The organism is Flavobacterium hibernum (assembly GCF_000832125.1).
GTDB lineage: Bacteria > Bacteroidota > Bacteroidia > Flavobacteriales > Flavobacteriaceae > Flavobacterium > Flavobacterium hibernum.
Genome location: NZ_JPRK01000006.1, coordinates 1 through 21487 on the forward strand (window position 1 = coordinate 1; position 21487 = coordinate 21487).

Annotated in this window: 17 protein-coding genes; 5 read left to right on the forward strand and 12 right to left on the reverse strand. The window is 33.3% G+C overall.

Translation table 11 applies throughout. The features are described 5' to 3' along the window. The first annotated feature begins 256 nt into the window (after positions 1–256). Positions 257–1204 (forward strand): thioredoxin-disulfide reductase, encoded by a 948-nt coding sequence (trxB, locus tag IW18_RS06635; RefSeq protein ID WP_041516817.1) that lies wholly within the window; start codon positions 257–259, stop codon positions 1202–1204. A 152-nt stretch (positions 1205–1356) separates the two neighbouring features. Here trxB and IW18_RS06640 read toward each other — a convergent pair whose 3' ends face one another. The 5 genes from IW18_RS06640 to IW18_RS06660 all read right to left on the reverse strand — a co-directional run bounded on the left by IW18_RS06640 (position 1357) and on the right by IW18_RS06660 (position 5704). After that, entirely contained in the window at positions 1357–2190 is an 834-nt protein-coding gene (locus IW18_RS06640) for a GIN domain-containing protein (RefSeq protein ID WP_041516818.1), read from the reverse strand. 86 nt (positions 2191–2276) lie between these two features. Beyond that, positions 2277–3011 carry a head GIN domain-containing protein gene (locus IW18_RS06645; protein ID WP_041516819.1) on the reverse strand — a complete coding sequence of 245 codons (735 nt, stop codon included), beginning with the start codon at positions 3009–3011 and terminating at the stop codon, positions 2277–2279. 3 nt (positions 3012–3014) lie between these two features. Continuing rightward, positions 3015–4760, reverse strand: a complete 1746-nt coding sequence (locus IW18_RS06650) for a PspC domain-containing protein (RefSeq protein WP_041516820.1) — start codon at positions 4758–4760, stop codon at positions 3015–3017. A gap of 3 nt (positions 4761–4763) precedes the next feature. After that, positions 4764–5096: a PadR family transcriptional regulator gene (locus IW18_RS06655; protein WP_008464689.1), complete on the reverse strand. Its 333-nt coding sequence runs from the start codon at positions 5094–5096 to the stop codon at positions 4764–4766. 128 nt (positions 5097–5224) lie between these two features. Then, on the reverse strand, positions 5225–5704 hold the full coding sequence (locus IW18_RS06660; RefSeq protein WP_084607925.1) for a DUF4870 domain-containing protein: 480 nt from the start codon (positions 5702–5704) through the stop codon (positions 5225–5227). A 231-nt stretch (positions 5705–5935) separates the two neighbouring features. Here IW18_RS06660 and IW18_RS06665 point away from each other — a divergent pair, with 231 nt between their 5' ends. Then, the gene (locus tag IW18_RS06665; protein ID WP_041516821.1) at positions 5936–6388 is read left to right on the forward strand and encodes a DUF4442 domain-containing protein; all 453 of its coding nucleotides are present in this window, start codon (positions 5936–5938) and stop codon (positions 6386–6388) included. A 241-nt stretch (positions 6389–6629) separates the two neighbouring features. Here IW18_RS06665 and IW18_RS23185 read toward each other — a convergent pair whose 3' ends face one another. The 7 genes from IW18_RS23185 to IW18_RS06695 all read right to left on the reverse strand — a co-directional run bounded on the left by IW18_RS23185 (position 6630) and on the right by IW18_RS06695 (position 14479). Beyond that, positions 6630–6794 (reverse strand): hypothetical protein, encoded by a 165-nt coding sequence (locus IW18_RS23185; RefSeq protein WP_160113193.1) that lies wholly within the window; start codon positions 6792–6794, stop codon positions 6630–6632. Between the two features lie 143 nt (positions 6795–6937). Further along, entirely contained in the window at positions 6938–9190 is a 2253-nt protein-coding gene (locus IW18_RS06670) for a multicopper oxidase domain-containing protein (RefSeq protein ID WP_041516822.1), read from the reverse strand. A gap of 9 nt (positions 9191–9199) precedes the next feature. Then, positions 9200–11740 (reverse strand): heavy metal translocating P-type ATPase, encoded by a 2541-nt coding sequence (locus IW18_RS06675; protein WP_041516823.1) that lies wholly within the window; start codon positions 11738–11740, stop codon positions 9200–9202. 216 nt (positions 11741–11956) lie between these two features. Next, positions 11957–12517 (reverse strand): helix-turn-helix domain-containing protein, encoded by a 561-nt coding sequence (locus IW18_RS06680; protein WP_041516824.1) that lies wholly within the window; start codon positions 12515–12517, stop codon positions 11957–11959. 2 nt (positions 12518–12519) lie between these two features. After that, on the reverse strand, positions 12520–13050 hold the full coding sequence (locus tag IW18_RS06685) for a DUF3347 domain-containing protein (RefSeq protein WP_041516825.1): 531 nt from the start codon (positions 13048–13050) through the stop codon (positions 12520–12522). Positions 13051–13191: 141 nt separating this feature from the next. After that, on the reverse strand, positions 13192–13575 hold the full coding sequence (locus IW18_RS06690) for a hypothetical protein (protein ID WP_041516826.1): 384 nt from the start codon (positions 13573–13575) through the stop codon (positions 13192–13194). A 70-nt stretch (positions 13576–13645) separates the two neighbouring features. Further along, a complete protein-coding gene (locus tag IW18_RS06695) occupies positions 13646–14479 on the reverse strand; it encodes an AraC family transcriptional regulator (RefSeq protein ID WP_041516827.1) in 834 nt (277 codons plus the stop codon). A gap of 101 nt (positions 14480–14580) precedes the next feature. Here IW18_RS06695 and IW18_RS06700 point away from each other — a divergent pair, with 101 nt between their 5' ends. The 3 genes from IW18_RS06700 (at position 14581) to IW18_RS06710 (ending at position 21462) form a co-directional block, all read left to right on the forward strand. Then, entirely contained in the window at positions 14581–15747 is a 1167-nt protein-coding gene (locus tag IW18_RS06700; protein ID WP_041516828.1) for an MFS transporter, read from the forward strand. 652 nt (positions 15748–16399) lie between these two features. After that, entirely contained in the window at positions 16400–19642 is a 3243-nt protein-coding gene (locus IW18_RS06705) for a SusC/RagA family TonB-linked outer membrane protein (protein WP_041516829.1), read from the forward strand. 17 nt (positions 19643–19659) lie between these two features. Beyond that, positions 19660–21462, forward strand: a complete 1803-nt coding sequence (locus tag IW18_RS06710) for a RagB/SusD family nutrient uptake outer membrane protein (RefSeq protein ID WP_041516830.1) — start codon at positions 19660–19662, stop codon at positions 21460–21462. Positions 21463–21487: the final 25 nt, after the last annotated feature.

Below are 21487 nucleotides of genomic sequence, written 5' to 3' on the forward strand. Positions count from 1 at the left end.
TTTTTTTTTGGCATAAACTGAAAGCTAAAATTCTAGTATAGAACGATTATCGCGTCCCGATTTTTAATCGGGAAATCCTCAGGTTCGAATCCTGCCACCCCGACAAAAGTCTTTTATGTGTTTTAAAGAAAGGATTTTTTCTTTTTAAGCTATTTGTTATTCTCTATTTTAGAATAACAAAAACTGATTAGTCGAGTTCTTTTTTCCAACAATAAAAACTTACTTTTGCATCGTCATTATAAATACTATACACATTATGTCAGATACAATCGAAAAAATTAAATGCCTAATTATTGGTTCTGGTCCAGCAGGTTATACTGCAGCAATTTACGCTGCCAGAGCAAATATGAATCCAGTTTTATATCAAGGAATGCAACCTGGTGGTCAATTGACTACAACTAATGAGGTTGAAAATTTTCCTGGTTATGTTGATGGTGTTACTGGGCCTGAAATGATGATTCAATTACAAGAACAAGCAAAACGTTTTGGTTCAGATATTCGTGATGGTTGGGCTACAAAAGTTGATTTTTCAGGAGATATTCATAAAGTTTGGATTAACGATACAATCGAATTGCACTGCGAAACTGTTATTATTTCTACAGGTGCTTCGGCTAAATATTTAGGATTACCTTCTGAACAACATTATTTACAAATGGGTGGTGGAGTTTCTGCTTGTGCTGTTTGTGACGGTTTTTTCTACCGTAATCAAGAAGTAGTAATTGTTGGAGCAGGAGATTCTGCTTGTGAGGAAGCGCATTATTTATCTAAACTTTGTAAAAAAGTTACCATGTTGGTAAGAAGCGAAAAATTCAGGGCTTCAAAAATCATGGAAGAACGCGTTCGTAAAACTGAAAATATCGAGATTTTAATGAATTACGATACTGTTGAAGTTTTAGGAGATGAAAATGTTGTTCATGCTATAAAAGCAAAAAACAAAACAACTGGTGAAATTTTTGACATTCCTGCAACAGGGTTTTTCGTTGCAATTGGTCATAAACCAAACACAGATATTTTTAAAGATTACATTACTCTAGACGAAACTGGTTATATTGTAAATGTACCAGGAACATCTAAAACAAATGTTGATGGTGTTTTTGTAGCTGGTGATGCTGCAGATCATGTGTATCGTCAGGCAATTACTGCTGCCGGTACAGGATGTATGGCTGCACTAGATGCTGAAAGATATTTGGCTTCAAAAGAATAAATTCAGTCGCAGTTTTCAGCTTCAGTTTCCAGTTTTTATTGGAATGTGAAATCGACTATAAACAAAAAGTCCCAATCTTTACGATTGGGACTTTTTGTTTGGTTTAATTTTCAGTTTCAATCTGAGAACTGAAACTGAAAACTGTGACTTTTTTACTTAATCTTCTTAAACAATTTTGCTTCTTCAGAAAAACGTGTAAGTGTTATTGTCGGGCTTCCAAAAAGAGAAAGTTCGGCGTTATTTCCAAGTGCAATTGAAACTGTGGTTTCGGCTAAAATACTTCCTTTAGAATAGTTTTCGGCAGTTACGTTGGCATCTTTTAATGTGAATTTTGTTCCTGTAAAGATCGAATTATTGTCTAGACGAATAGTTGCTTTCTCTGCGATTCCTTCAATTGTAGCGATTGATTTTTGATATAAGTCGCATTTGAATTTTATTGCAGATACTAATGTTTTTATTGAAGCTGTTTTGCTTAGTTGCAAAGCTGCATCTTCCGATTTTAAGTTCAATTCGATTCTTGATTTATCATCGGCTGTTAAGTTGAATTTTTTTGCATTTACATTCAAAAATAATTTAGAATAATCAAAAGTATTAAAAGTAATATCGTCTAATTGAAGTTCCTGAATTGCATAAATAACCGATTCATTTTTAGCAATTACTTTTTTTAACGAACTTGTATACGTAATGTGGATTACTAATTTTTTGAATATCGTACTTTCTTTTGAAGTGTATAAACGAAGTACTTTTTCTCTTAAGTCCATTCCAACGATGTCGTGTAAATTATCGTCGGCTTCAATTTTAATTTCGTTTTTTTCTCCTCGCTCTAAGTATACTTCTAAATTGTCGTCGGCTTCAATACCATCAAATTCTCCAACTTCTTTTATTGACGTTGTCACGATTTTAGATCCTTTTATTTTTTCTCTTTTTTGAGCAAAAGTTAATGTCGTTACCAACAATAATAGGAGTAGGGCTGTATTTTTTTTCATTAATTCTTGATTTGATTGGAACAAATATAAAAAAATCATCCACTTTTGATGAATGATTTTTTATATATTTAACAGATTAAGAGGCTTTATCCTTGGCTGATCGTTCCTCCAGAACTTGCAGTTTTCTCAATTGTTTTAGGAGTAGAGTCGTAATTGATGCTTCCTCCGCTACTAGCTTCTGCTTTTAAATTTACGATTGGATGCACATTAACACTTGCGCCACTCGAAGCTTCTGCTTGTATTTCGTTTACTTGCAATTGGCGAGCATTTACATTAGAGCCGCTTGATGCCGATATTCTTGTTTTTAATGCTTTTCCTTTGATGTTTATGGTACTTCCGCTTCCCGAATCAATAGTTACATTATCAGATTCGACATTTAGATCGATTGATGCAGCGCTTGAAGTTTCAAGATTGATATCTTCGCCAGTAATAAGACCATTATTTATTACAGTAGAAGCGCTTGAAGCTTCTAACTTATCTATTTTAGGCATTTTTACGGTTACTTTTTTCTTTGTAATATCTCTGAAAGAGTTGTATTTACATTTAATGATTAAAGTTCCGTTCTCTACTTTTGTGATAATATCTTTTTGTAAATTATCATCGGCTTCGACAGTAATTTCGGTTGAATCTGATTGCTGGATCACTAAATCTATCGCATTACTTACAGAGATATTTTTAAATTCTCCTTGAACAATTCTTTTTTCAGTCGTAACATTTCCGCTTCCTTCAATAGTATTTACGTTAAGGTTACAAGAGGCAAATAATAGAGCAGCGATTCCTGCAACTATGAATTTTGTAATATGAATGATTATTTTTATCATGGCTTAGTTAATTTTGATTATAACTCCGTTTTTATCAGTGGTTAATCTTCCTTTGGTTTTCTTTCCGTTTAAAACTTCTTTTCCATTTATTTTAATCGAAACTTCTTTAACGGTGTCGTTGTCAATAGTATCGTTATCAATAGTATTATCTTCGTCAGTATTGTAATCAGCATCTCCATACTCATTTTCTCCTGCTGGGCAATTCAAACATTTAATTTTCGAACCTTCAACTTTATAGTTGTAGTTACCACTAAAGTGTAAGTTGAAAAAATCATCTTCAGAATCGTCATAATCTTGAATAGATGCATCTGGTTTGAATAATTGTCCTTGTGGTAAGTACAAATAGATATCAACTTCCTGACCTCTAAATTTGTTTTTTACATCTGTAAGAAAGTAGTTATCTAAAATGATTTGATTCCCGATGATTTGAACTTTATAATCGATTTTTTCGGCTCTTTTCTTTGCATTTGTAAAGGAGTTTCCTCTGGCAGTTTTCTCTACTTGTAAGTAAGCATTTGATTCATCCGTGCGTAAAACATGTAAGCGAACATCTGTAGAATAAATCAGTTGATTATTGGCAGAATCTTGTACAAATTCAAAATCTCTATGCTGATTTAAGCTTTTTGAATAGTAATCATTGTATCTAAATTTTACATGAAGTGTGTCAGTTGGACTAATTTTAATTTCTTTTTTCTCAACAGATTTATTATCGTATGAAAATTCAGTTGCTTGTTTGATTCCAATGCTAATTGCAATTGTAACCGCAATAATCCAAATTGCTAACAAAGTATATTTTGTAATATTCCCGATAGATTTTAAGTTTGGAGATAACAATTTGAAACCTAAAAGTGTCAAAAAGAAAAACGGAATTCCAACAGCAAAGAACATTAATAATCCAAATGACCAAATTGGGTAATCTGTAAAGTTTCCGGCTTCAACGAAGTTTTGCCATGGAAATTCAATAAAAAGGTTTGTTCCTAAAGTAAAAACTCCAATTAATAAAAGGATTAAAACACTAAGTCCTGACATGATTAAAATAATTCCTAAAAACTTAGCAAAGATTTTAAAAACCGTCATAATAAAGTCTCCAAATGAACTACTTATTCTCTCAGCTCCGGACTTTACTTGGTTTCCAACTTTGTCATAATCTGCATTTTTAAATTTATCAGATAATGATTCAATTTCTTCACGAACTTTTTTTTCAATGTTCGAAATCGTAACCGGTTCTCCAGTCATCTCTAGTTTTTCTGAAGTTGTAACCGCTTCCGGTGTTACAATCCAAAGAACGAAATAAGCTAAAATTCCAACTCCAAAACCTGCAAAAACAAATATTAAGAAATTGATTTTTATCCAAACAGGGTCAATTCCAAAATAATGTCCTAAACCTGTTGCAACACCACCAATCATCCCTTTTTCTTTATCACGGTATAATTTTTTGTGTTTTCTTGTACCATTATTAAAAGATTTGTTTGGTTTTTCTTCGTCCTCAATAATATAGTCTTCAGGTTGCCCCATAACGGTAATCACTTCGTCAACGTCTTTTAAGCCTACAACATGTTTTTCGCTTTTTTGTTTTTCTGTTAATAATTCAGAAACACGCATTTCGATATCTTTAATAATTTCATCCTGTCCAGATGAGTTGTTAAGTGATCGTTTTATAGCGTCAAAATAGCGTGTCAATTTTAAATATGCGTCTTCATCGATGTGAAAAAACATACCGCCTAAGTTAATATTTACTGTTTTGTTCATGACTTATTGATTTTGATTGGTGATTAGATTTACGGCGTCAGACAATTCTGTCCAAGTTCCGCTAAGTTCGTTTAAAAAAGTTTGTCCTATCTCGGTTAATCCGTAATATTTTCGTGGTGGCCCAGAGGTCGATTCTTCCCAACGATAATTAAGCAAACCGTCGTTTTTCAGCCTAGTTAAAAGTGGATAAACTGTTCCCTCAACAACTAGTAATTTTGCGTTTTTTAAAGTGTCTAATATTTCAGATGTATATGCGTCTTTTTCTTTTAATACTGATAAGATGCAAAACTCAAGAACACCTTTGCGCATCTGTGCTTTTGTGTTTTCAATGTTCATAATTTCATTTTGTTTTTTTTAGATTGAACAATTCGTTTTTTGATTGATGATTGATTGATGATTGAATTCGAAACTATTCTTATTGATTGATTGTAATGTTTCGACTATAACTTTTAACTTTTTAAGGATTACTTTATAAAAGGAATCGTTAGCGGATATTTATACAATTCTCCGTTTGAAGCTTTTATCGAAGCATAAATCACTAAAAAGAACTCAACAAATTTTAGTACTCCAAATAGTAAAACCGCCGTTATACCAACACTTAATAATCCAATGTTTCCGTGAAAATCAAAATTTCTAATTACGAAATCTTCGTCGTTAAAAACGGCTTCCATTGGAAGGTTTTGAAGAAAAACAGTTATAAAAATTGGAATTGCGATTAAAGCTAAAACCAAGGTGTAAAGCAATAAACTTAACTGGAAGTTTAAAGTCTGTTTTCCGTGGTGATTTACAAATTCTGATTTGTCTTTGTAACTCGTCCAGATTAGTATTGGGAAAATATAATTTCCAAAAGGAATAATATATTGACTCAATGTGCTTAAATGTGTGAACGTTGCAGTGTTTCTTTCTGATGTGGTTTCCATGATGAGTGGTGTTGTTGTTTCCATGATTAAAAGTATATAGTATTTTCTTATGCAAATATATGTCTAAAAGACAGTATCTTGTTTTACATAGTACCAAATATTAACAAAATATTAACAAAGTTAATGTTTTAAAATGATGCATAATATGCTGAAAATCATTGTTAGGTACTGATTTTACTGATGAATTAGGAAAGTAATTGCGATTTATTGTGCGTGCATAGTTTTTTTGTATTTTTACATAAAAAAACAAATACCATGGCATTATCAGTTTCTAAACTTAATAAATTTGTATTATTCAAATTACCATCAGCATATATTTGCGGTGTGCGTGTAAAGGCAATCGACGAAGATAGATGTGTGGTTAGTGTAAAACATAGATGGATAAACCAGAATCCTTTTAATTCGATGTATTTTGCTGTTCAGGCAATGGCGGCCGAATTGACAACTGGAGCATTGGTTATTTCGCAAATTCAGGAAAGTGGCAAAAAGATCTCGATGCTAGTGGCGAATAATAAAGGAAACTTTACCAAAAAAGCTACCGGGAGAATTACATTTGTTTGCAATGACGGACATTTAATTGCAGATGCAATTAAGAGAACAATTGCGACAGGCGAGGGACAAACTTTCTGGATGAAATCTATTGGAACTAACGAAGAAGGAGTTCAGGTTTCTGAAATGGATTTTGAATGGAGTGTTCGATTGAAATAGTTTTGTATTTTTTTTGCTACAGATTATGTGCATGTTTTTGTCATTCCGAGGAACGAGGAATCTCCTCAAGTAGCTCTACAATTTAGGAAAAAACTTTGTGTTAGTTTCTTGTGAAGATTTCTCGTTCTTCGGAATGACAATGATTATTTGATTATAAAAACCTCTAATCTGTGGCAAAAAATAAACCATAAAAAAAGACCTCAAGTAATTGAGGTCTTTTTTGTTGAAATGGTTATTCAATTTATTTTTTAACACAACAAGTTTTTTTATCTTTCTTTTCAGATTTGGCTTTTTTAGTGCAACATGATTCTTTTTTATCCTTTTCTTTTTTTGTAGGTTTAGTTTCTTGTGCACTTACACCAATTGAAAACACAGCAATAGTTAGAACGGTAATTACTTTTGTCATTTTAGATAATTTTAAATTGTTTGATAGTTATAAATAGTACGGTTTGAGGATTCAAATGTAACAAGATTTTTCAGAGTTGATTCTTACAATTTTGTTAATGTTTTTGTAATAATATGTCATTAAAGATCAAATAAAATTCTGGTTTAATAATTCATATTCAAGCCAAAACCAACTCCCATATCACTATCATAATGTGTTGTAATTCCAAAGTTTCTAGCTACAACATATTTTAAACCAGCCATATATTCCTTATCTGTATTCCACATTAAATTCATTCGCAAACGTCTGGAAAGCGGAATATCTTTTCGTTCAAATTGTATTCTCACATTTCCATCGGTGTAAACCTCAACCTGCGCTTTTACGAGCATTGGTAAAGTATATTCGATACCGGCACTAAACACAGAACGATTGTCTTTAGTGTTCTTTTGGCCAAATATATTTTGTTCCTGTTCGTCCATACCCATTTTTCGATATCTCCAATCGAAACCAATAAAAGGCATAAGCCATTGCATTTTACCAATATAGCGGCCAATATGCGTTTCGGTTTCATAACCATGTTCATTATTATAACCCAATCTCCATTCAGTTCCAATGCTCCAACGCGTGTTGCCTAACATTGCTTCTCCATCGTTTCCGTTTGTAGCAAAGTCATTTTCGGCCATAAGATGAAACATGCGATCGTCCATTTTTAGCATTTTGTCTGCCATTTTTGGATCTTTAATTAAAGGATTTGGAGCTGAATTTTCATAACTAAAAATACGTCCCATACCTGCCATCATGTGATACAATATATGACAGTGAAAAAACCAATCGCCATCTGCATTTGCCTGAAATTCGATCGTGTCGGTTTCCATAGGCATAATATCAATCACATTTTTTAGAGGGGAATATTCTCCATGTTCATTTAGAATTCTAAAATCGTGTCCGTGCAAATGCATGGGGTGACGCATCATAGAACCGTTATACAATACAATGCGAACGTTTTCTCCTTTTTTAATTAAAATTTTATCGGTTTCAGAAATTACTTTATTATCCAGGCTCCAAACATAACGGTTCATGTTTCCTGATAATTCAAATCTTAGTTCTTTTACGGGAGCATCTTTTGGTAAAGTTGTTATTGTTGGAGATTTTAGCATTCCATAATTCAAGGTTGTAATTTCGGCAGTTTCTGTTGTATCGCTAGACATTTTCATATCTTCCATTTTCATGCCTTCCATATTATGCATAGAATGATCTTCGACTTTTGTAGATTCATCTTCTCCCGAAATTTCCGGATACATAACAGCATTCATGTCCATTTTGTTAAGAGACATTTGCATACCCATATCATTCATTTCTCCATTCATCTTCATCATATCATTCATCATTTTCATACCTTCAAAATATTTCAATTTTGGAAGATGTGAAACAGGCTGTTTAGTCCCTTCACCTAAAAATAAAGAAGCAGATCCGGTTCTATCTTCGGCTGTAGCCAAAAAAGCAAATGATTTTTTATCTTCAGGAATGGTAACCACAACATCATAGGTTTCAGAAACTGCAATAATCAATCGGTCAACTTCTACCGGTTCAACATCGTTACCATCGCTGGCTACAACGGTTATTTTTCCACCACCATATGTTAGCCAAAAATAACTTGAAGCACCTCCGTTTGCAATTCGCAGTCGCACTTTGTCGCCTGCTTTAAATTGCGAAAGCTGATTCTCATTTTTTCCATTTATTAAGAATTTCTCATAATAAACATCACTAACATCCATAGCATTCATGCGTTTCCATTCGTTGGTAACTTTGGTCGAAAAGTTACCTTTTTGAATCGCTTCGGCATAACTTTGAGTAGTTCCTTTTTTTATCGCAAACCAGTCATTGGCATTGTGTAACATTCGTTGAACGTTCTCTGGTTTCAAATCTGTCCATTCACTTAAGATTATCGGAACTGTTGGTAAATCATCAATTCCTTTTCTAAATGTTTGATCGTCTTTCTTTTTATTAATAATAAAGAGTCCGTATAAACCAATTTGTTCCTGTAAGCCCGAATGACTGTGATACCAATACGTTCCGTTCTGGATAATTGGGAACGTATACTTATGAGTTGTTCCGGGTTTTATTGGCATTTGAGTTAAATATGGAACTCCGTCTTCTTTGTTTGGAAGAAATAATCCGTGCCAATGCATGGCTGTATTTTCTTTTTTTAAATCGTTATGTACATAAATCTCTGCAATGTCACCTTCGGTAAAGGTTAATGTTGGCATCGGAATTTGTCCGTTAACCGTAAGAGCACGTTTTTCTTTTCCGGAAAAATTTACAATTGTGTCCCTGACGTGTAAATCATAACGCACTACTTTTTGAGCTTTTACACTTAAAGCAATCAAAAAGACAATCATAATAGTGTATAGTTTCATTTTAATTTTTTAAAGATTTAGATTTCGTAAGCGTAAGGCATTTACAATTACAGAAACCGAACTCAAACTCATTGCTAAAGCTGCCAACATCGGCGAAAGCAAAATTCCAAATACAGGATATAAAATTCCTGCTGCAATTGGCACGCCCAAAACATTGTATATAAAAGCAAAGAATAGATTTTGTTTGATGTTTTTCATTACAGAATGGCTTAGTTTTTTTGCTTTTACAATTCCGTTTAAGTCACCTTTTACAAGCGTTATTTTGGCACTTTCTATGGCAACATCAGTTCCTGTTCCCATTGCAATTCCAATATTTGCTTGAGCTAGAGCCGGAGCGTCATTAATTCCATCGCCTGCCATTGCTACAATTTTGCCTTCGGCTTGTAAACGCTGAATTTCTTTTAGTTTATCTTCAGGAAGACAATCTGCTTTAAACGAACTTAAATGTAAGCGATCAGCAACGGCTTTTGCAGTATTACCATTGTCACCGGTCATCATAATCACTTCAACACCTTGATCAATTAAATCTTTAATTGCTTTTTCGCTGGTCGTTTTTATAGCATCTGTAATTGTTACATATCCTAAAACAGTATTGTCAATGGCGATATAAGAAACCGTTTTTCCTAAACTTTGTTCGGCAATAATTTTATTTTCAATGTCTTCTGAGATCGAAGCACCAACTTCAATCATTAATTTTTTATTTCCTAAAGCCACTTTTGCTCCATTAACCGTTCCCGTAACACCTTTTCCGGCAACAGCTTCAAAGTCTGGTACTTCAACTAAAGTTTGATTTTTAGTTTTCGCAAAATTAACTACAGCTTGAGCCAAAGGGTGTTCGCTATTTTGGTTTAACGAAGCGATGTTTTGCAATAAAATGTCTTCATTATTAGCAACTGAATAAATTTTCTCGACAGATGGTTTTCCTTCTGTAATTGTTCCAGTTTTGTCTGTAATTAAAACATCAATTTTATTCATGTTTTCTAGTGCTTCGGCATTTTTTATTAAGATACCAAATTGTGCACCTTTACCCACACCAACCATTACAGACATTGGAGTTGCTAATCCTAAAGCACATGGACATGCGATAATTAATACTGCAATGGCATTAATTAATCCGTAGATATAAGCTGGTTCCGGACCAAATTTTGCCCAAGCAATAAAGGTTAAAATCGAAATTAACACAACTGTTGGGACAAAATATTTTGCCACACGATCTGCCAGTTTCTGAATTGGGGCTCTCGAGCGGCTTGCGTCGTTTACCATTTGAATAATTTGAGAAAGCAAGGTTTCAGAACCCACTTTTTCGGCAATCATAACAAACGACTTGGTTCCGTTTATAGTTCCTGCAATTACATTATCGCCAACTTTTTTATCAACCGGAATTGGTTCTCCGGTAATCATAGCTTCGTCGATGCTGCTTTCTCCAGTTATTATTTTTCCGTCAACGGGAATTTTTTCTCCTGGTTTTACACGAAGTAAATCGTCTTTCTTGATATTGTGAATCGAGATTACTTTGTCAGTTCCGTTTTCTACTAAAGTTGCTTCTGTTGGAGCCAATTTTAATAATGCTTTTATAGCTCCGTTAGTTTGTCCGTGTGCTCTGGCTTCTAATAATTGACCTAATAAAACTAATGTTATAATTACTGTTGCAGCTTCAAAATAAAGATGAATGGTTCCGTGATGTGATTTGAATTCTGATGGAAAAATATCTGGAAAAAACATTCCAGCGATACTAAATAGAAAAGCAACACCAGTTCCAATTCCAATAAGAGTGAACATGTTTAGATTCCAGGTAATAATCGATTTATAAGCACGAACAAAAAACATCCAACCTGCATAGAATAACACAGGAATTGAAAATAAGAATTGAACCCAATTCCAGTTTTCAATAGACATGATTTTAAAAAGAGGATTATTCGGAATCATTTCTGACATCGAAATAATAAAGATTGGAAGGGTGAACAAAAGCGCAATCTTCATTTTCTTCATTAAATCATCGTAAGTTTTGTTTTCTTCAGATTCAGAAGCTTGCATCGGAACCAAATCCATACCACAAATTGGGCAATCTCCTGGTTCGTTTGAAATAACTTCCGGATGCATTGGGCATGTAAATTGCGTGGTGTTGATTGCAATTTGCGGAACTAAATCCATTCCGCAAACTGGACAATCTCCTGGTTTATCATAAGTTTTATCGCCTTCGCAATGCATGGGACAATAATAAACTCCGGTTGTATTATGATTATGAGTTACAACGGTTTTTTTTTTATGTTCATGACCTGCATAACTTTCTTTATTTTGACTCGAACAACAAGATTTAACTGCTGTATCTGAATTTTTTTGTGTAGAAGTCATTTCAATAGTATACTTTCCGGCTTCAGTTAAAACCTCTTGAAATTTTTCGGTCGGAACATGTTTTTCCATTGTTATAGTTGCCAATGGAGGATTCAATGTTACTTCGGCTTGAATTCCTTCTACTGTGTTTAAAGTTTTTTCCACTTTTTTACGGCAACCGTCGCACGACATTCCTGAAATTACATATTGATGTGTCATTGTTTTTTGTTTTAAAGTATTACAATGCAAATTTCCGAAGTAACGATTACATCGGTTTGTATAATTTTGAGAATGATTTGTAAGATTTACAAAAAGAATATTTAACGGCAAAGAGCGCAAAGTTTTTTGTTTTAAGCCTGAATTAATCGCCTACTTTGTGATTTCTCGTTCCTCGAAATGACATAAAATTTTAATACCCTTTGCGGTCAAGAAAAATTACAAATTCTCAATCTGTATGCGTTTTTTATCCTTCAATTGCTTAAAGTAAGTAGGAGTAAAGCCCGTAATTTTCTTAAACTGATTGCTTAAATGTGCTACATTGCTGTAGTTTAACATATCGGCAATTTCGCTTAACGAAAGCTCATTATATATCAATAGCTCTTTTACTTTTTCTATTTTTTGACTGATAAAATATTTTTCGATAGTAGTATTTTCAACTTCCGAAAATAGATTGCTCAAAGTGCTATAATCCTGATTTAGATTTTCTACTAAATAATCGGATAGATTAACTTTAAGGTCGTTGTTTTTATGATGAACTAAATCGACAATGAGATTTTTTATTTTCTCAATAGTTTTACTTTTTTTGTCATCAATAAAATCAAAACCTAAAGTTTGCAGGTTTTTAAGTAAAATTTCTTTTTGATTTTCGGTAATTGGATCTTGTAGTTCTACTTCGCCTAATTCCACTGAAGTAGTGTGAAGTCCAAGTTTTTCAAACTCAGACTTCACAACCATTTTACAGCGACCGCACACCATGTTTTTGATGTAAAGAGTCATGTTTATTTAATGGTTTCTACCACGTTACCACAAGTTAACATTGATGAACCATAATAAGGATTTTTAACTGCTTTTTCTTTGCTTAACCAATCAGCATCGGCCATTGGGCAATATTGTTTGTACACAACTTGCGAAGATTTTGAAACTTTAATTAATTCGTAAGTACTTTTTGAAAGTGATTTGAAAGTTTCACGTTGTTTTTTTAAATCTGAACTTGTAGAAATACTTTTAGCATCTGCTGTCAATTTTTTCATGACTTTCATCCATGCAGTATGTTCGTCACTTTTTAATTTGTCCATTTTTACTGCGGTAATTGCTGTCAATAAATCTTTGGCTTTCGCCGAAGTTAGTTTTGCATCGCTTTTAATTAAGGCATCTTTTACAGTAAAATAAGCATCATAAACAGATTGTAATTGTGTAGAATCGACATCTTCAATTGTAGATATTTCTGTTTTAATTGAATTTGCCTGAATAGTATTTGCAGAAAATAATACGATTATTACTGCTGCTATAGTTGATATTGTGTTTTTCATTTTATAAGATTTTAATAGAGAAGATGATTTTTTCTCTCAGTTAAATAATTTTAATTTTTGTTTTGTAGGTTTAGCCTAAATCTTTGTTCCTGATCGTGATTGCGATTAAACTAAACCCAATTAGGGCTATCAGAAATAGAATTATTTTATTTTTGGTAGTAACCAAATAGAAGTAAAACCAGCAGAAATACTAGCGGTTTTGTGTAGTGAATTTTGTTTCTCGACAGAGAAATTGAATGAATTAGTATCAAATGCAAATTCGTTTATTGCAATTAAACTGTGATGTAAACTTGAAGTTGTACAACCAGAATGATCACATTTTCCGTTGCAGCCATGTTGGTCTTTATTGGGGCTGTGATCTTTTTTGCAACAATCTTTTTGACAAGTGTTATTTGTTTTGTTTGAAGTTGCTTTGTTTTCGTACGAATTTTTTTCAGAAGATTTTCCGCAAGCATAACTCGTTCCTGACATCAAAAAGAAGCCAAGTGTTAGAATGAGTACTACTATGTGAAGTTTTTTTGTCAACTAAAAATATTTTACGATTACAAATTTAATCAAATTATTAAAAGCTTCTACCTGTTTTAGATTTCAAATTTTATGTTTTCTTAAAATCAGTAGGTTTCATGTTTTTTCTCTTTTTGAAATAGTTTGATAAGTGGCTCTCATCGGTAAAACCAAATTCGTATGCTATTTGTTTAATAGGTAATTGGTTGTTATGAATTCGCTTTTCGATCAAAGTAGTTCTTAGATTATGAATATAGTCACGATAACTTATTGCGAATGTTCTTTTGAAATAGGCACTAAAATAAGTTTCGGCAATATTAAAATGATTGGCGATAACTTTTATCTGCACTAATTTTGGATTGTAAATGTTCTGATGAATATAAGATGCAATTTGTTCGTAATCGATATGAGTTGATTTCATTTGTAAATTCATGCCGCGAACGGTTTCTTTAATCAAACCAAAAATCGAAAGAATTTGATAGAATACAATAGGAGAGGTCGAAACATCTATTTTGCAATTGTATGCAGATATGTTTTCGATGGTGTTTTTTAATATTGTTTTGCACGGATCGTCAAGTTTTAATACTGTTTCTTTTAGCAATTTATCGCGCATGAAATCTTCGGGCGTATTAAGATGCATATCATCACAAAAAAGATTTCTATTCGAATTGAAATAATTGTCTGTAAACTTAATATAAAAGAATCGGGTACTTTTTTTAATATCAAAATAATGTTCGTCTTCCGGCGAAATCACAAATAAATCTCCGGATTTGTAGGGTAACAAATTGTTGTTGAGATGATGGATTCCGTTTCCTTTTTTTATGTAGATAATTTCGTAATACGTATGCGAGTGCGGCGGAAGATGAAATTTCTCGTCCTCAAATTCATCAATAACCAGTGTTTTGAATTGATTTAATTTTGGCATAACATAAATTTACAAGTTTATATCGCAAATATACAATTTATTTTGAATGCAACAGTGGTAAATTTGCACCATAGAAAGTCTATTCCTTTCTTATAAAACAAATGAAAAAAAGTCTTATTGCACTCTCATTAGGAGGTTTAACTATCGGTATTACCGAATTTGTTATGATGGGTTTGTTGCCGGATATTGCCTCAGATATGAAAGTTTCAATTCCGGTTGCCGGATATTTAATTTCAGCTTATGCGCTTGGTGTTGTTATTGGAGCGCCTTTATTAGTAATCTTGGGAAGAAACTTAGCTCCAAAAAAGATGCTTTTGATATTAGCGTTAATGTTAACGGTTTTTAATGCGCTTTCGATTATTGCACCAACTTATAATTTTTTATTTGCTTCGAGATTCCTTTCTGGATTACCACATGGCGCCTTTTTTGGAGTTGGAGCGGTAGTAGCTAGCCGTTTGGCAGATAAAGGTAAAGAGGCTCAGGCAATTTCGATTATGTTTGCCGGTTTAACTCTGGCTAATTTAATAGGTGTTCCAATTGGTACATATATAGGTCACAATTTTATATGGCGTTATACTTTTGTATTAATAGCCGTTGTGGGGTTGCTTACATTTTTGTTTATCTCTTTATGGATGCCAAACTTAGAGAAGAGTGGAAATGTGAATATGAAAACGCAATTGCAATTTTTTAAGAAAACCGAGGCTTGGCTAATTATCGGGATTACTGCAATTGGGTTTGGAGGATTATTTGCGTGGATTAGTTATATCGCGCCTTTATTGACTAATGTTTCTGGGTTTGCGGCAGAAGATGTTTCTTATATTTTGATTCTGGCAGGTTTAGGAATGGTGGTTGGAAATTTTGCAGGTGGAAAGCTTGCCGATAAATTTTCTCCGGCGCCTACCGTTTTGGCACTACTATTTGTAATGTCGATTGATTTGATTTTGGTTTACTTCTTTTCATCTAATCAATATGTATCCTTGTTTCTTACTTTCTTAACCGGAGCGATTTCTTTCTCGGTAATTGCACCAATTCAGATGTTGATGATTAAAACGGCTAAAGATGCAGAGATGATTGCCTCGGCAGCACTTCAAGGAAGTTTTAATATTGGAAACGCTTTGGGTGCCTTTTTAGGTGGATTACCATTGACTGCGGGATATAGTTATGCTTCTCCAAATTTAATTGGTTTAGGAATGGCTGTTATAGGAATGGTTATTACTTTTGTATTAATGCAAAAACATAAGAGTAATTTGCAGTTGCAACGCGCATAATGATCTAACTTACTTTTTTATAAGTAAAAGTCCTTAAACCAAATTTGGTTTAAGGACTTTTTTTTGTCTATAATTCTGGTTTTCTATTGTTTATGTTTTAATTTTAGTGGTATCAGATTTTTATTAGTAAGAATAGTATTCTTTTTAAGTCTTTTAAGCAAAGTACCAAGACTCGGAATTTAGTTTTTAGTATAAAAATTATTACATAAATTTTGAGGTCTGGATAAGTTTTAAGTGTAGAAAAAACACTTGCAGATATTGTAAATAGTTTTAGTGTAATCGATTGTTTTTTTTGCAAAATCGCAACAAATAAAGGAATAATAAAAATATATTTAATATTTATATGTGACTTAAATTACATATGTCATATAAAAAACCTCTTTTATTTTTGATATTTAATTTATTTTATGAATTTTTTATGAATTTTAATTTTTTATATCAAAAAAATATTTAAGTTTGTGTAATCGATTACAACTTTTTTTTATTGTTAAAATAAGTGCCAATTTGAGTCATTGCAAATAGGTGAAAAAACTCCAACTCTTGTTGTGGAAATAAAGCTTTAATATTCTTAAGAAAGTTTAATCGGAAAAATAATAATAACCACAAAAAACCACTTAGAACAAAAAACAATTAATAACTTAAACAATCAACCATGAATTTTAAAGATTTATTTAACAAAGGAGCAAATTGTTGCTTTGCAGTTGTTTTCTTATTGTGCTTACTGGCAAGCAATCAAATGAGTGCACAGTCTGTAGTATTTGAAGGAACAGTTAAAGACGCTGCAGGACTAGGTTTGCCTGGAGTTAATATTTTAGAAAAAGGGACAAAGAATGCTACTTCTTCTGATTTTGACGGACGATATAAGATAAAACTTAGTAATCCTAAAGCAGTTTTGAGTTTCTCTTTTATAGGATTTAAAACAAAAGAAGCTTCAGTTGCAGGAAAAACAAATATGGAAATCGTTTTAACTGAAGATTCTAACAGTTTAAATGAAGTTGTTGTAATTGGATATGGAACATCAAAAAAATCTGATTTAACAGGAGCTGTATCTAGTATCTCTGGTAGCGATTTGAAAAAAGTGCCCGTAGCAAATGTTGCTGAGGCATTAACAGGTCGAATTGCCGGTGTGCAAGTAACTGCGTCAGAGGGTTCTCCAGATGCAGATATTAAAATTAGAGTTCGTGGAGGTGGTTCTCTTACTCAGGATGCTTCGCCTTTAATTATTGTAGATGGATTCCCAATCAATAGCATGAACGATATTTCTTCATCTGATATTGACTCGATGACAGTATTGAAAGATGCTGCTTCAACTGCGATATATGGATCTCGTGGAGCAAATGGTGTAATTATCATTACTACTAAAAGTGGTAAAAATGGTAAAATGGCAGTAAGTTTCAACATGTTTTATGGTATGAAAAAGATAGCCAATGAAATTGATGTTTTGGCACCGGACGATTATACTAAATGGCAATACGAATATGCTTTGCTTTCTCAAACAGGAACAAAAGTAGCTTCAGATCCAGCTTCATACACTAAGTATTTTGGAAATTGGCAAGATCACGATCTATACAACGGTCTAAAAGGTAATGATTGGCAAAAGCAAATTTTTGGACGTACTGGTGAGGTACAAAGCCGTGATTTAGGAATTAGAGGTGGAAGTGATAAGCTTAACTATAATTTTAATTATGCTCATTATGATGAAAAAGCTATTATGATAGGTTCAGATTACAAACGTAATAACCTTTCGTTGGCTTTAAAAAGTAAATTGAATGATAAAATTGACGTTAGTTTTACGATGCGTTACTCAGATACTGAAATTGATGGTGGAGGTGTAAATGAGCAAAATGAAAAGTCTTCGGCAGATTCACGTATGCGTACTATTGTTGGTTATGCACCGCTTCCGGTTTCCGGTTTAACTTCAGATGACACTTCTGGCGATGGAACAGATGTATTGGTAAATCCGTTAAGAGCTGTATCTGACAATGATCGTCAACAGTTTCGTAAAAACTACAATATGTTAGGTAGTTTTGGATGGGAACTTGCAGATAATTTAAAATTGAAAGTAGATTTAGGTTTGGATAATTTTAGCAATTTAGATTATCGTTTTTACGGACTAACTACTTATTATATTGCTAACACTCCAGTTAGTACATTACAGGGTATGCCTGCAATGATTATGACAGATACGAAAGATCAACGTTTTAGAAATGCTAATACATTGAATTACGATTTCAAAAAAATTATGGGTGATAACCACCATTTAAGTGCTCTTATAGGTGAAGAAAGTATCGATTACACTTCTAATACTGTAACAAGTACGATTCATGGATATCCTAAGTTTTTTGATTTTGATAAAGCAAAAACATTAACAACACAAGGAACTCCGCAGTCAGTAGACAATTACTACAGCCCTGATGACAGATTATTATCGTTTTTTGGACGTGCAAATTATGATTACAAAAACCGTTACTTATTTACAGCTACATTCCGTGCAGATGGATCAAGTAAATTTTTGGAACAAAATCGTTGGGGATATTTCCCAGCTTTTGCAGCAGGATGGAAAATTTCTGAAGAGAATTTCTTAAAAGGTAAAAGCGCTATAAATCTTTTAAAATTAAGAGCGAGTTATGGTGAAGCAGGAAATAATAATATTCCTGTAGGACAACAAGTTCAAATATTCCAATCAACAGCAACAACTTGGATTAACGGAGTTACTAGTGTTTGGGCGCCTTCTAAAACAATGCCTAATCCTGACTTGAAATGGGAAACAACAGTTACTCAGAATTTTGGTTTGGACTTTGGGTTTTTCAAGAATCGCTTAAGTGGTAATTTTGATGTCTATAAAAATGTTACCAGCGATTTGTTAATCAATTTCCCTGTTCCTGGATCTGGATACGATTTTCAATATCGTAACATGGGAGAAACACAAAACACAGGTTTCGAGGCTACTATTAATGTTGTGGCAATTGAAAAAGCTAAATACGGATTGAATTTCTCATTCAATATGGGAATAAACAAAAACCGTATTAACTCACTTGGTGTTATGAATAATTTTGGACAAGCTACAGGATGGGCTTCGTCACAAATTGGAGATGATTATTTAATCGAAGTTGGTTCTTCGCTAGGGGCAATGTATGGTTATAAAAATGATGGAAGATACGAAGTTTCAGACTTTGATTATATTGAAGGGAAATACGTTTTAAAAAGTGGCGTAGTTAATACTGCTACTACTTTAGTTGGAGATGGAAGTGGTCTTAAACCTGGAGACATGAAATTAAAAGATGTTAATGGAGATGGTAAGGTAGATTTAACTGACAAAACAGTTATTGGTAATGTGAATCCTAAAAGTACTGGTGGTTTTGTTATTAACGGAAATGCTTATGGATTTGATTTAATGGCAGCTTTTAACTGGAGTATTGGAAATGAAGTCTATAATGCTGATAAAATTGAATTTTCGACAGCTACTGCTTCAGGACAGTACAAAAATTTAAATTCTACTATGGCCGATGGAAAGAGATGGACGAATTTGGATCCGGTTTCAGGTCAATTAGTAACAGATCCTGCTGCATTAACTGCTCTTAATGCTAATACAACAATGTGGTCTCCTTATATGAGAAGTGCAATATTTACTGATTGGGCAGTTGAAGACGCATCATTTTTAAGATTGAATACTTTAACATTAGGGTATACAGCCCCTGAGATGTTTACATCTAAACTTGGAGTTTCTAAATTAAGATTCTATCTGACAGCAAGCAATGTTTTTGTTTGGACAAACTATTCAGGTTCTGATCCGGAGGTTTCTACAAGAAGAAAAAATCCACTTACACCTGGGGTTGATTCAAGTCCTTATCCAAGAAGCAGACAAATGGTTTTTGGGATGAATCTTAATTTCTAATTTTAAATTATTACAAAATGAAACATAAATTAATAATAGCGGGATTGATTATTTCTGGTTTATTCAACTCTTGTCAACAATTCGAGGATGATTATCTAGATACACCTGCACAATCAACATTAGATGCGTCTTTGATTTTCTCAACAGCGGGATTAGCAAAAGGAGCTATTGATGGAATAAAAGTGCCATTTGCCGAAACTAACTCTTATAGAGGACGTTTTTTACCATATTATGGATTAAATACTGACGTAGAATGGTATAATACTTCGCAAACAGCAGGAGATAAGGCAGATTTGTGTGTTTATGATACAAAGCCAGGTAATACAGAGATGAATACTACCAACAATGCTTATTCGATGATGTTCTCTGGTATTGAGCGTGCTAATATTTGTATTCAGGGTTTACGTCAGTACGGAAATCCATTGCCGGGAACAGAAATGGGACAATTATTAGGAGAAGCTTTAACACTTAGAGCAATTTACTATGCTGATTTAATTAAAGCCTGGGGTGATGTTCCGGCTCGTTTTGAGCCAATTACTTCTGCGACTTTATATTTACCTAAATCAAGTAGAGATGTTCTTTATAAACAATTAATTAAAGACTTAGGTGAAGCAACAACTTTAGTGGCATGGCCTAATCAAACTGCATATACAGGTACTGTAGAGCACGTAAATAAAGCTTTTACAAAAGCATTTAGAGCGCGTTTGGCTTTGGCGGCGAGTGGTTTTCAACAATATCCTGATGGTGTAAGAAGAAGCACCGACCCAGAACTTTCGGTAGCTAATATGTATGCATTGGCGCTAAATGAATCTCGTGAAGTGATTCAAAGTGGTTCTGCTCGTTTAGAACCTACTTTTGAGGGATTTTGGAGAAAGTATAATGAGGAGAATACTACTGCTGGAGGAGAATCTCTTTGGGAACTTCCTTTTGCTGATGGACGTGGTAGAATGTTATTTACGTTTGCTGTAAAACACACAGCGGCTAGTGATCAATTTCAAGCTAATGGAGCTAACCGTGGTGGTGTAGCGGGACCATTACCATTTGTTTTTTACGATTATGATCAAGTTGATACTCGTAGAGATGTTACTTGTGTACCTTACAAATATGGTGCGGCAGTTAGTAATATTGCTAAACAAGAGTTAGGTTCATTAGATACATGGTATTTTGGTAAATACCGTTACGAATGGATGAAACGTTATGTTACTTCTACTAATGATGATGGAGTTAATAAAATCTACATGCGTTATGCTGAGGTGCTTCTTATAGCTGCCGAAACTGCTAACGAATTAGAAGGTCCTGGTGCAGCTGCTCCTTATTTAAAAGAAATTCGTAGAAGAGCATTCCCTGCTGCTTCACAAGCTGTTAAAGTAGATGCTTACGTAAATGCATTAACTAGTAAGCAGGCAATGTTTGACGCTCTTGTGAAAGAAAATAAATATGAGTTTACTGGCGAAATGGAACGTAAACAAAATTTAATTCGTTGGAATTTGTTAAAAGCAAAATTAGATGAAGCAAAAGTAAAAATGGCAGCTTTATCAACTCGTACAGGCGAGTATGCAGATGTACCAGCTACTTTATATTATAAATTTAAAGCGGATAATGTATCACTAGATATTTACGGATTAAACAGAGGAGAATCTACAAATCCTGGTATAGCTTATACCGCTGTTGCTTGGACATGGACAGGAACTGCAGCAGACGCTAAGATAAATTCATTGTACAAACCGGGTGTTAACCCTGATAACAGACAATTCTGGCCAATATGGCAAGTATTTATTGATGGAAGTAATGGTCAATTAAAGAACGATTACGGTTATTAAGATCTTAGAAAAAATTAATAAAGTT